The sequence below is a fragment of the Rhodothermales bacterium genome, assembly GCA_040221055.1.
Lineage (GTDB): Bacteria > Bacteroidota > Rhodothermia > Rhodothermales > UBA10348 > 1-14-0-65-60-17.
Genome location: JAVJVN010000014.1, coordinates 476,181 through 488,274, shown reverse-complemented (window position 1 = coordinate 488,274; position 12,094 = coordinate 476,181). Strand labels below are relative to the sequence as shown.

8 protein-coding genes and 1 tRNA gene are annotated in these 12,094 nt (G+C 62.5%); 4 read left to right on the top strand and 5 right to left on the bottom strand.

Translation table 11 applies throughout. From position 1 onward, the window contains the following. Nucleotides 1–3: 3 nt before the first annotated feature. Nucleotides 4–1,476: an NAD-dependent succinate-semialdehyde dehydrogenase gene (locus tag RIE53_09630; GenBank protein MEQ9104948.1), complete on the bottom strand. Its 1,473-nt coding sequence runs from the start codon at nucleotides 1,474–1,476 to the stop codon at nucleotides 4–6. A 91-nt stretch (nucleotides 1,477–1,567) separates the two neighbouring features. Between RIE53_09630 and RIE53_09625 the strand changes: the two genes are divergently transcribed. The 3 genes from RIE53_09625 to RIE53_09615 all read left to right on the top strand — a co-directional run bounded on the left by RIE53_09625 (nucleotide 1,568) and on the right by RIE53_09615 (nucleotide 5,813). Beyond that, nucleotides 1,568–1,972 (top strand): hypothetical protein, encoded by a 405-nt coding sequence (locus RIE53_09625; GenBank protein ID MEQ9104947.1) that lies wholly within the window; start codon nucleotides 1,568–1,570, stop codon nucleotides 1,970–1,972. A gap of 43 nt (nucleotides 1,973–2,015) precedes the next feature. Then, nucleotides 2,016–4,334, top strand: coding sequence for a TonB-dependent receptor (locus RIE53_09620; protein ID MEQ9104946.1), 2,319 nt, complete (start codon nucleotides 2,016–2,018; stop codon nucleotides 4,332–4,334). A 207-nt stretch (nucleotides 4,335–4,541) separates the two neighbouring features. Beyond that, the gene (locus tag RIE53_09615; GenBank protein ID MEQ9104945.1) at nucleotides 4,542–5,813 is read left to right on the top strand and encodes a sialidase family protein; all 1,272 of its coding nucleotides are present in this window, start codon (nucleotides 4,542–4,544) and stop codon (nucleotides 5,811–5,813) included. Here the strand turns inward: RIE53_09615 and RIE53_09610 are convergent. Continuing rightward, a tRNA-Ala gene (locus RIE53_09610) sits at nucleotides 5,805–5,877 on the bottom strand. The genes RIE53_09615 and RIE53_09610 overlap by 9 nt on opposite strands. A gap of 145 nt (nucleotides 5,878–6,022) precedes the next feature. Here RIE53_09610 and acnA point away from each other — a divergent pair. Beyond that, on the top strand, nucleotides 6,023–8,752 hold the full coding sequence (gene acnA, locus RIE53_09605; protein ID MEQ9104944.1) for an aconitate hydratase AcnA: 2,730 nt from the start codon (nucleotides 6,023–6,025) through the stop codon (nucleotides 8,750–8,752). A gap of 27 nt (nucleotides 8,753–8,779) precedes the next feature. On the opposite strand, the gene RIE53_09600 is transcribed toward acnA, so the two are convergent. The 3 genes from RIE53_09600 to recO all read right to left on the bottom strand — a co-directional run bounded on the left by RIE53_09600 (nucleotide 8,780) and on the right by recO (nucleotide 12,070). Then, the gene (locus RIE53_09600; protein ID MEQ9104943.1) at nucleotides 8,780–10,504 is read right to left on the bottom strand and encodes an alpha-amylase family glycosyl hydrolase; all 1,725 of its coding nucleotides are present in this window, start codon (nucleotides 10,502–10,504) and stop codon (nucleotides 8,780–8,782) included. 91 nt (nucleotides 10,505–10,595) lie between these two features. After that, nucleotides 10,596–11,246, bottom strand: a complete 651-nt coding sequence (gene lexA, locus RIE53_09595; protein ID MEQ9104942.1) for a transcriptional repressor LexA — start codon at nucleotides 11,244–11,246, stop codon at nucleotides 10,596–10,598. Between the two features lie 59 nt (nucleotides 11,247–11,305). Then, nucleotides 11,306–12,070 carry a DNA repair protein RecO gene (gene recO, locus RIE53_09590; GenBank protein MEQ9104941.1) on the bottom strand — a complete coding sequence of 255 codons (765 nt, stop codon included), beginning with the start codon at nucleotides 12,068–12,070 and terminating at the stop codon, nucleotides 11,306–11,308. Nucleotides 12,071–12,094 lie beyond the last annotated feature (24 nt).

Genomic DNA, 12,094 nt, shown 5'->3' with positions numbered 1-12,094 from the left:
ACGTCAATCCGAAAGGCCGCCGACGCAAACATACTTGATTTCCAGGTACTCGTCCATACCGTACCGCGACCCTTCCCGGCCGATGCCCGATTCCTTGACGCCGCCGAACGGTGCCACCGCCGTCGAAACCAGGCCGGTATTCACCCCCACCATACCGTATTCCAGCGCCTCGGACACCCGCCAGATCCGTGCGTTGTCCTTCGAATAGAAGTACGCGGCCAGTCCGAACGGTGTATCGTTGGCACGCCGGATGGCTTCCTCCTCGTCCGAGAACCGGTAGATGGCGGAGACCGGCCCGAAAATCTCCTCTTCGGAGATCGTCATCCGGTCCTCCACGTCCTGGATGATGGTCGGCTCGAACCACGTGCCGTCGTCCGACACCCGCGTCCCGCCGCGGGTAATCCGGGCGCCCGTGCGCACCGCATCGTCCAACAGCCGCTCAATTTTCCCAACACCCTTTTCGTTGATGATGGGCCCGATGTCGACGCCATCATCGAGGCCGGAGCCCACCTTCAATCCGGCGACCCGCTTGTCGTAGGCCGCGAGGAATGCATCGTAAATGCCATCCTGCACGTAAATCCGGTTGGCGCACACGCACGTCTGGCCGGCATTCCGGTATTTCGATGCGAGCGCGCCGTCCGCCGCGGCTTCCACATCCGCATCGTCGAACACGATGAACGGTGCATTCCCGCCGAGTTCAAGCGATACACGCTTCACGGTGTCGGCCGCTTGCCGCATGAGGATCTTGCCCACCGGCGTGGATCCCGTGAATGAGATTTTCCGCACCCGGATGTCCGCCAGCAAGGCCTCCCCCACCGCGCTGGCGTCATCCGTCGTGACGACGTTGAACACCCCCGGCGGCAACCCGGCTTCGCTCGCCAACCACGCCAAGGCAAGCGCGCACAGCGGCGTCTCGGCGGCGGGCTTCACGACCACCGTACACCCGGCCGCCAGCGCCGGCGCCACCTTCCGGGTGATCATGGCAATCGGAAAATTCCACGGGGTGATGGCCACGCAAACGCCCACGGGTTGGCGGAGGGCCAGGATCCGTTTGTCCGATGCGTGCGCCGGGATGACGTCGCCATACGCCCGGCGCGCCTCCTCGGCGAACCACGCGACGAACGATGCGCCGTAATCCACCTCCCCGAGCGATTCCTTGAGCGGTTTTCCCTGCTCCAGCGTCATGAGCCGGGCCAGGTCCTGGCGATTTTCCAGGATGAGATCGTTCCACTTCCGCAGCGTCGAGGCGCGGTCACCGGCTGTCTGGCGCGACCATTCCGGGAACGCCCGGTGGGCCGCCGAGACCGCCAGGCGGGCATCGTCGGGCCCCATGTCCGGAACGGTGGCCAACGTGCCCGCGTCGGCCGGGTTCATGACCGGAAAGGTCGCGCCGGACAGGGCGTCGCACCATTGACCATCCAGATGGGCCTGGGATCGGAGCAGGGAAGCATTCTTCAATTGGGCGGCAGCAGGCATGGTCATGCGTCGGAGAATGGTGATCGGAAATTGGGTGTCCGGTTTGCTGGATACGAACCCATTTCGTGTTCGTTCAGTATACTGGGCCCTGATGAAGACCCGGCGACATATCGGATTGCTGTTGAGCACCGTTCTGGTGCTCGGGACCATCGTGTCTCCCGTCGTCCACTATTCGTGGATGGCGCTTGGTGGACACTTCCAGGTCGCGGCGGCTGCAATGCCGCACAATTCGGCGGCGCATACCGGTTCTGCCCACGCATCGGACGAACACCGTCCCGGTCAGCCGGGGCCCGGAACGCAGGCCTCCACGGATGATCTGGAGCACCTGACGTGTGATTATTCAAACCTGTTCGGCACGTTCAGTGCGTATCCGGCTCCTGCGCCCGATGTGATCGCGCCGGGATTCCGGCCCGACAAACAGGTTGTGGTCGCCTCCCTCGTTGACGCCGTAGCCAGCGTTGACACCATCCAACTGCGTGGTCCTCCGGTGGTCTGACGACCCATTCCATTCTTCGTCAGCTCCAAAACCAAGGACTATCATGCAACCATCCTCTTCGAAGGTGTGGTCAATGTCATTCAGGGCATTTTCCACATTCCTCCTGCTCTTGTTCGTATCCCCGGCCTTCTCACTTGGCCAGACCTACATTTCCGGCCTGGTGACCGACGCCGAAACGCGTGATCCCGTCCCCGGCGTCCACGTTTTCCTGGAGCGCGCGGGAACCGGCGTGGTCACGGCGGTGGACGGCACATTCGAACTCCGCGCGCCCGCCGAAAGCGACGTGCTCGTGGCCCGGTTCATCGGATACGCTACACATCGTGAAACCGTAACGGCCAATGCCGCCCTCAATCTGTCCATCGCCCTGACGCCGGAAGGCATTCGCATGCAGGATGTCATCGTGAGTGCCACGCGCGAGCGGCAGTTCAAATCCGACATTGCCGCATCCATTGGCGCCGTCGACGGCGCATCCATCCGCGAGCAGAATCCCTCGCATCCTTCAGACATCATGGGGCAGATTGCCGGGGTCTGGGTCAATCAAACCGCCGGGGAAGGCCACATGACCTCCATCCGGCAGCCCCTCTCGACCGATCCCCTGTATCTCTACCTGGAAAACGGTGTACCCACACGGTCCACCGGGTTCTTCAATCACAATGCCCTGTACGAAATCAACGTTCCGCAGTCCGAGGGCATTGAGGTCATGAAGGGACCGGGCACGGCGCTGTACGGCAGCGATGCGATTGGAGGTGTCATCAATGTGACGTCAGCGTCTGCTCCCGGCGCGCCCATGTTGGACATCACGGCTGAAGGGGGCTCCTTCGGATACAAACGCGCACTGGTTTCGGCCGGCAACACCATCGGACTCAACGGATTCCGCTTGGATGTGAATGCCACGGACTCAGACGGTTGGCGCGTCGGAACGGAATACACCCGGCAAAGCGCCACGCTGCGATGGGACCGTCGTTCCCGGTCCAATTGGCTTCTGCGGACGGTGTTCTCCTGGTCCAACGTGGATCAAAATACGGCTGGCAGCGCCGCGATTTCGGAGGCCGACTACCGCGACAACCCACGACAGAATTACCAGCCAATCTCGTACCGACAGGTCCAGGCGTACCGGCTCTCGTCCGCGTTCGAGACCTTCACGGCAAAGTCCCTCCTGAGTATTACGCCCTACGTGCGGTTCAATGTCATGGACCTCATGCCCAACTGGTCGCTGTCGTTCGACCCTGCTATCTGGGAAACACAGAACTGGTCTGCAGGCGCGCTCATCAAGTACCGGTACGATCTGGAACCCATGCGAACACGGGTCGTGGTGGGTACTGACCTGGACTTCAGTCCGGGAGAACGTCTGGAACGACGGATTACGCCGGTACGTGACGGCAAGGTATTTGTTGACTGGACAGAGAACGAGGCGTTGTACGATTACGATGTGCAGTACGCCCAGGCATCGCCGTATGTGCATGTGGAGTCGTCGCCGGCCGATGCGCTGCGCCTGACCGCCGGACTCCGCCTGGATGTCATGTCCTACGACTACACGAACAACCTGTCCACCGTGACGACGGGCTCCCACCGGCGTCCGGCCTCAACCTCGCGGTCCTATACCCACCTGAGTCCGAAACTGGGCGCCACGTACCAGGTGTCCCCATCCGTGAACGTGTTCGCATCGTGGCGGCACGCGTTCCGGGTACCGTCCGAGAGCCAACTGTTCCGCCAGGGATCCATTTCGAATACCATCGACCTCGAACCGGTCAAGGTGGACAACGTGGACCTGGGTCTTCGCGGACGCGTGCCCGGCGTGGGTGAGTACGAATTGGCGGCCTACGCCCTCCGCAAGCAGGACGACATTGTGGCCTTCACGAATGTGGACGGCACACGCGTGAGCGTGAACGCCGGCGAAACGCTGCACCGCGGATTGGAACTCGGCCTCACGACGGCCCCGGTGGCCGGCGTTTCCGTACGCGTTGGAGGATCCCTGGCGCGGCACACCTACGAATCCTGGGAAACCCAGATCGGCGAGGACTACTCCGGGAATGAAGTGGAAACGGCCCCACGCGTCCTGCTGAACGCCGCGGCGACATGGCGTTTCCCGTTGCTGGAAGGTGGTCTCGTTTCGGTGGAGTGGAACCGGCTGGGCAACTACTGGATGGATGCGGAAAACACGTCCAAGTACGAGGGGCACGACCTGCTGAATCTGAATGCGAACCTGTCGGTGACGCAGGATGTGACCCTGCTGGTCCGCGTTTCGAATCTGACCGATGCGCTCTACGCGGAACGGGCCACCTACAACGCATTCCGGGGCGACGAATTCGCACCGGGATTGCCGCGGACGGTCCATGTGTCGGTGCGCTACGCGCTTGATTGATTCCGAGTCGATTGATTCCGCACCTCCCTTATTCGGGCAGGAATTCAGCCTGCCATGTTTGATCAGCCAGGAAAAACAATGCCCCCACAATCCGGAAACGCTGCACGCCCTCATCGGCACGGTCTCAACATCCGTTCGATTCGACCTGGACTGAACGTCCCATCCGGTCGGACGGCACACGTTGCCTGGTGGCGGCGCCTTGAAACCGTGGTCTTCCTGCTCGCCGTTGCCGGTGCCGCCGCGCTTGCCACGGGCTGCTCGGACGACCTCCATGTCGCCACCGCCGAGCTGGCCTCGGGCGAAGTCGGTCGCTCCACGGTAGCCCTCTCGGCGGACGGTGGAACGGCGTATTACACGTGGGTGGCCCGGGACTCCACCGGCTGGAATGTGTGGCTCAGCGCGTGGACGCGGGGGGCCTCCGGGCCCTCCGCACCCGTGCGTGTGAACGCAACCCCGGGAAACGCCGCGGCCCACAACCAGGCCCCGCCTCAGGTGGGTGTGGATGCGGAAGGCCGGGTGTATGTGGCATGGATCAACCGGATTGATGTCCCGGGACGACGCTTCCCGGCGAACGACCTGTTCCTGGCGGTCTCCGGTGACGGGGGTCGGACATTCGGACCGGAGCAGACGGTGAACAGCGATGCCGGTGGCCTCCCGACGGGCCACACCTTCCACAACATGACCCCCCTGCCGGACGGCAGCATGCTGGTATCGTGGATTGACGGGCGCGCCCGGGCGGCTGCCGAAGCAAAAATCGAAGCCACCGTTGTGACCACATCGGGTGACGCACATTCTGCACATGCCGCCATGCATGCGCCTCTCAACAACGATTCCGATGTACCGGCCGTCGGTTCCGAAATCCGGGTGGCCCGCGTGGAGGACGGCGGCCGGATCATCCGGGAAACCGCCGTGCTGGATCAGTCGTCCTGCCCTTGCTGCCGGACAAACCTGGCGGTGGGTCCGGACGGGCGCATCCACGCGGTGTGGCGTCACGAGTACGAATCCGGCGAAAGGGACATCGTGACGGCGCACTCAGACGACGGCGGTGAGACGTTCAGTCCGCTCCGGCCGGTCTTCCGCGACCACTGGAACATCAATGCCTGCCCCCACACCGGACCCGCCATCGCCGTGGACGGGGACGGCCGCGTCCATGTAGTATGGTACACGGGTGCGGAGTCCGCACCGGGCATCCGGCACGCCGTATCGGCCGATCGCGGGGAAACCTTCAGCAAGGTCAGTACGGTATTGGACAACGTACCGGTTTCCCAGGTAGCGCTTGCCGCATCATCCGGACAGGTGACGCTTTTGACGGAAGATCATGAACGGAACGGTCTGTCTTCCTGGCGCGTGCGAGGGGGCAACATCAACTGGACCTCGCTGCAGGCCGGCGCGGAGTTGCCGTCCCAGGCGGCTGCCGGGGGCACGTTGGTGCAGACCTGGCGAGAAGGCAACGCGCTCAAGGCGCGGATGTGGAGCTAAGCGGATTCGAACCGCTGACCTCCTGGGTGCGATCCAGGCGCTCTACCATCTGAGCTATAGCCCCGGGGAACAGTTGCGTCAATATACGCACGGACCCCGTTCGGGGACCACCGGTACAACAACGTGCACGTGCGATTTAGAACCTTCTCCATTCTTGGGGATGGCGCTGTTTCGTATGTTGCTCTTTTGGCATATTGACGGAAAACCCCATGGCATCAGCAGAAAAAGACCTTTTTGGCGCCCGCGAATCCTTTGACACCGGCTCGGGCACGGGCTGGATGTATCGGCTCGACGTCCTGAAGCAGCACGGATTCGACAACGTCGACCGGCTTCCCTATTCCATCAAGGTCCTGCTGGAATGTGCGCTCCGCAACTGCGACGGCTTCCTGGTGAGCAAGGAAGATGTGGCCAAGCTGGCCAACTACAATCCGCGCGACCCCGAGAAGGTGGAGATTCCGTTCATGCCGGCACGCGTACTGCTGCAGGACTTCACGGGTGTTCCGGCGGTCGTCGACCTGGCCGCCATGCGGAGCGCCATGGCCCGACTGGGCGGAAATCCCGACACCATCAATCCGCGTGTTCCGGTGGACCTGGTCATTGACCACTCCGTCCAGGTCGATGCCTTCGGCATGGCCGATGCCCTGCGCATCAACTCCGAAAAGGAATTCGAACGCAACCGGGAGCGGTACGAATTCCTGCGCTGGGGCAAACAGGCGTTTGACAATTTCTCGGTCGTGCCTCCCGCCAGCGGCATCTGTCACCAGGTCAACCTGGAGTATCTCGCGCGCTGTGTATGGAGCAAGCCCTCCGAAGACGGCGTGCCGGTCTACTATCCGGATTCCCTCGTGGGCACGGACAGCCACACGACCATGATTGACGGCCTGGGCGTCGTAGGATGGGGTGTCGGTGGCATTGAGGCCGAGGCCGTCATGCTGGGCCAGCCCGTCTACATGCTCATGCCGGAAGTCATCGGGTTCAAGCTGACCGGCGAATTGCCGGAAGGCGCTACGGCCACGGACCTGGTCCTGACCGTCACACAGACGCTCCGCGAGTACGGTGTCGTCGGCAAGTTCGTGGAATTCTTCGGCCCGGGCGTCACCAACATGACCATCCCGGACCGCGCCACCATCGCCAATATGGCCCCGGAATACGGCGCCACCATGGGCTTCTTCCAGATTGACCAGGAAACACTGGACTACCTGCTGAGAACCGGTCGCAGCCCCGAATTGGTGGAAACAGTGAAGCGCTATACGCAGGCCCAAGGGCTGTTCCGGACCGATGAAACCCCGGAACCGGAATTCCTGGATGTGCTGGAATTGGATCTCTCGACCATCACGCCCAGCCTGTCCGGTCCGAAGCGTCCGCAGGACCGCATTGCCCTCCCGGACATGAAGTCCGAATTCCAGGCGTCCCTGACGCGCAAGGCGGGCCCCCGCGGATTCGGCCTCGATGAAGACGCCCTTTCCGCCACCGGAACGTACAGTGACGGAAAGCATGAACTGCAGCTGAAGCACGGTGACGTCACGATTGCGGCCATCACCAGTTGCACGAACACGTCCAACCCGTCGGTCATGATCGGCGCCGGACTGGTGGCCAAGAATGCCGTCGAGCGCGGCCTGAAGGTCAAACCTTTTGTCAAAACCTCCCTGGCACCCGGATCCAAGGTCGTGACAGAGTACCTGGACGAGGCGGGCCTGTCGCCCTACCTCGACGCCATCGGATTCAACCTGGTCGGTTACGGTTGCACGACCTGCATTGGCAACTCCGGCCCCCTGCCACCCGCCACCGCCAACGCCATCAAGGAAGGCAACCTGATTGTGGCCGGTGTCCTGTCCGGCAACCGGAACTTCGAGGGCCGCATCCACCAGTTGGTGCAGGCCAATTACCTGGCCTCGCCGCCCCTCGTGGTGGCCTACGCCCTCGCCGGCACCGTGGACATCGATCTCTCCAGGGATCCGCTGTGCCAGGATGCCGAAGGCAACGACGTTTACCTGCGTGACCTGTGGCCCACAAGCGCTGAAATCCGCGAAATGGTGGATCGCTGTGTCACACCGGAAATGTTCGAAAAGGAGTACGGCGGCATTGAGGACTCCAACGCGCAATGGAACGCCATCTCCATTCCGGAAGGCTCCATCTACGAGTGGAACACCGAATCCACGTACGTCCAGGAACCACCGTACTTCGAGGGTCTGAAGGCCGAAACGCCCGCCATCGTGCCCATCCACGGGGCCCGCGTACTGGCCCGACTCGGCGATTCCACGACCACGGATCATATTTCCCCGGCCGGGGCCATCGCGCCGGATTCTCCGGCCGCCAAGTATCTGCTGGAGCACGAGGTGCCGTACCTGGAGTTCAACTCCTACGGATCGCGCCGCGGCAACCATGAGGTCATGATGCGCGGCACGTTCGCCAACATCCGCATAAAGAACCAGCTCGTACCCGGCATTGAAGGGGGCGTAACCCGTCACTTTCCGACCGACGAAGTCATGTCCATCTACGATGCATCCATGAAGTACCAGGCCGACGGAACGTCCCTGGTCATCCTGGCCGGCAACGACTACGGGATGGGCTCCAGCCGGGACTGGGCCGCCAAGGGCACCATCCTGCTGGGCGTCAAGGCCGTCATTGCGGAGAGCTACGAGCGCATCCACCGTTCGAACCTGATCGGCATGGGCGTCCTGCCATTGCAGTATGCCGACGGCGATACGGCAGAGCGTCTGGGCCTCGACGGAACCGAATCCTTCGACATCCCGGTATCCGAGGATGTCAAAGCAGGACAACGTATTACCGTTACGGCAACGCATCCGTCCGGTGGGAGCAAGGAATTCAGCGCTCTCGTCCGGTTGGACACGCCGGTCGAGGTGGAATACTACCGCAACGGCGGCATCCTGAACTACGTGCTGCGCGACTTCTTGAATACCTCGACGGTTCAGGCTTGATCGGTTGAGTCCCGTTCTGTGGCAGTTTTAGCGGATTTCTTCCAGCAGGAGGATGCCGTTGGGGCCGGCTGTGAACGTGACCTGTCCGTACGATACGATGGCCACTTTTCCGGTGGATGCGTCGCGCAGGGCGGTGTCATCCGGCCAGATGCGTGACACGTTCAGGCGAACGCGTTCGTCCGATGCGCCGAGTACGACCACCACGTCATCCCGCTGGTTGCGGCCGAAGTCCAAGCGGCGGTGAAAGGCGTAGGGTTCGGCAGAAAGCCGGGTGTGCGTGCCGAGGGCCACGGCCGGGTGGGCGTCCCGGAACGCACCCAGCAGCCGCCAATGGGCCAGGACGGCTTCGTCCGGCGTGGCCCAGTTCATGAACGATCGCGTGGACTGGGACGGATCGGAAACGGCCGGGCCGGGAGGACGCGCGGTTTCATCGCCGTAGAAGATGTTCACCGCACCGGGAAGCAACAGCAGCCGCGTGCCCGCATCCATAAGCCGGGACCGGTCGAACAACTCCGTGTCGTGGGAGGAGACATACGTCAGGACAGGCGACGTTGAACGGGCGGATGCATAGGCCGTGTATACCGAGTCGAGATCGGCATCGATATCCGTCACGAAGTCGAAGTTGATCATGGCATCGAGTCCATGATCGAAATACACGGAGCGTTCCACGCCGTGGCCCCAATCTTCGCCCACCATCCAGAACGGGAGGTCGTCGGGAGACTGTCCGGGATGGCGTTCACGCCAATCTTCGAGAGCGCCGATTGCCTCCGTTTTCAACGTCTGGATCATGTCCAGGTCGACATGCTTGATGGTATCGAAACGGAAACCATCCACGCCGAATTCGCGCACCCAGTCGGTGAGCCACTTGATGATGTGATGCCCCGGGCTGCGCGGGTATCCGCGCTCGGCAAACCAGGCATCGAGCTCGGCCTGCTCGGCGGCGAGTTTGTCCTCGCCCCATTTCAACTGCAGGAACGGCGGAACGTCCACGTCAGCGCGGGAGTCCGTCCGGAAATCCGGCAGTTCGAACAGGCACAGCGTCCGTTCATCCTCCCCGCATGGCTCGTAACCAGGAAGATCGGAGCGGATCCAGCCGGGGCCCCACCACCGGGCCCATGCGTCGGAAGAATCCGCGTAGGTCACGAACCGGTCCTCCCAGGCCGCCCAAATGCCGTCCGAGGGACGCCACGTACGCCAGGACGGGTCGGTCACCCCCCCGAATCCGAACTCCACCATGTCATGGAGCGTTGCGCGGCCCGGGTGGTTCAGGACCACGTCCATGACAATCCGGATTCCGTTCGCGTGGGCGGTGTCGACGAGGGCCCGGAAGGCCTCCCGATCGCCGAATGCCCGTTCGGGCTCCGTGTAATCCAGGGCCCAGTAGCCATGGTAGCCATAGTGCTGATATTCCCCGCCACGCTCCGAAATCCACCCATGGACCTGCTCATAGGGGGCTGAAATCCAGAGTGCATCCACACCCAGGCGGGTAAACCACCCCTCCTCGATCCACCCGCGGATGCCGTCCCAGTCTCCCCCCAGAAAGTGCCCCGTCGAGTCCACGGCATACGGCGTTCCGTTGCCGTCCAGTCCGCGACCGTATGCACCGTTGTTGTCGGAATTGCCGTTTGAGAAGCGGTCTGTGACAATCTGGTAGACCGTCGCTCCCTCCCAGCTGAACGGTGCCTGCTGCGCATACACGTGCCCGGCGGTCGTCAGCAGAAGGAAAAACAGGAGTCCGTATCGGAAAGTCATGCGGCGCGTGGCGAGGTGAAGTCCTGAAAACTACGCAACGCGACCCAATAGTGAAGGGCAAGAATTTCAGGCTACCACACGGCCGACCACCTCAGGCTACAGCGCGGCCTGCCGGGGTGCGGCGGAAAATACCGGTGTGGTTCACGTGCCCCACGTAGCGTCCCAGCACCCGGACCTCCTCGAAGACATCCGGACGGATATGGATGTCGTCGAACTCCTCGTTGGCGGGCTCCAGACGAAGTCCGAACTGGTCATAGAATACCCGTTTCAGGGACGTCTCGCCGTCATACAGGATGGCTCCGATGCCGCCGTTGGGGATGTCATCGTCCATCAACAATACGTAGTCCCCGTCGTTGATGTCGGCGCCCTTCATGGAGTTGCCGGCCACCCGGATGGCGAAAATGCGATCCAGATTCGGAAACAGGGTCTCAAGGGTGATGGTGCCAAGGTGCTCCTCGACGGCCTCCTGCAACTTGCCCGCCGTGATGATGCCCCGGATGGGAATGCCCGATGTCGCCTCTTCCGACCGCTCGTTTCGCGGGAAGAAGAACCCATCATCGTCCTTTTCGAGATAGCCCTTCTTGTGGAGGGCCTGCAGATTCTGGGTGACGCTGTTCGGGGACCGGAAATCGAAGTGGTCACTGATCTCACGATACGTCGGCCAAACACCGTGCTCGTCCGTGTATTCCTGGATGTACTCCAGGAACGACTCCTGCTTGTCGGTCAAATCACGTCTCGGCATGGCGGCATCCATCCTTGATATATGTTACACACATATTATACAACACCCGGGCAGTCCAGTCAACCCGCCAGTTGCGCGAATACGCGTGCCGTCCGCGTGGGATAGGCGCTCTCGACATGCCACGTGATGTAGGCGGCCACCAGCGACGTCACTTCCGCTGAGGTCATCGGATCCATGTGCATGTTCATCGCGTCGCGAAGGGCGGCGCGCGACAGGACGGCGAATGCCCGCAGGGCACGGCGCGTCGCGCGCCGCCCGGCCTGCAGTTCAGCCTGTCCGTGGGCGGCAATGACCCCGGATGACAGGTCCAGCATGCCGTATTCCGTATCCATCTGTTTCACTGTATCACCGTCGAAGGCCGGCCCGAAACCCAGGAGCCCGGCCAGACGAAGCTGGAACCAGGGCCACAGGTTGCCCGCGCGCGCCTCGGCGGCATTCAGTGCCGTCAACGCGGTCACCAGGAGGGAATACACGGCCGGATGGGCCTCTTCCTGATGCATGAGCGCATTGGTCATCTCCAGCAGCCGATACCCGGTCTCGATCTTCTCCAGCGATCCCGAAAGGTCCCGCCAGACGTCGATGTGACTGGTCTCGGTCAGCATCTGCAGTTCCCGGCCCGACCGGCAGAACACCACGGCCTCCATGTGCGAGAGCGGTTCCAACGTCGATCCGAATCGGCTTCGACTGGACCGGGCACCCTTGGCCATGACCGACATCCGCCCCCTCTCCTGCGTGAACAACGTCACAATGCGGCTCGTCTCGCCATAGTCAATGCTGCGCAGCACAACGGCGGGCGTCCTCAGGATGTGCGGCTTTTCGGACATGGCGTGGAGGTGGGGCGGAGGAAG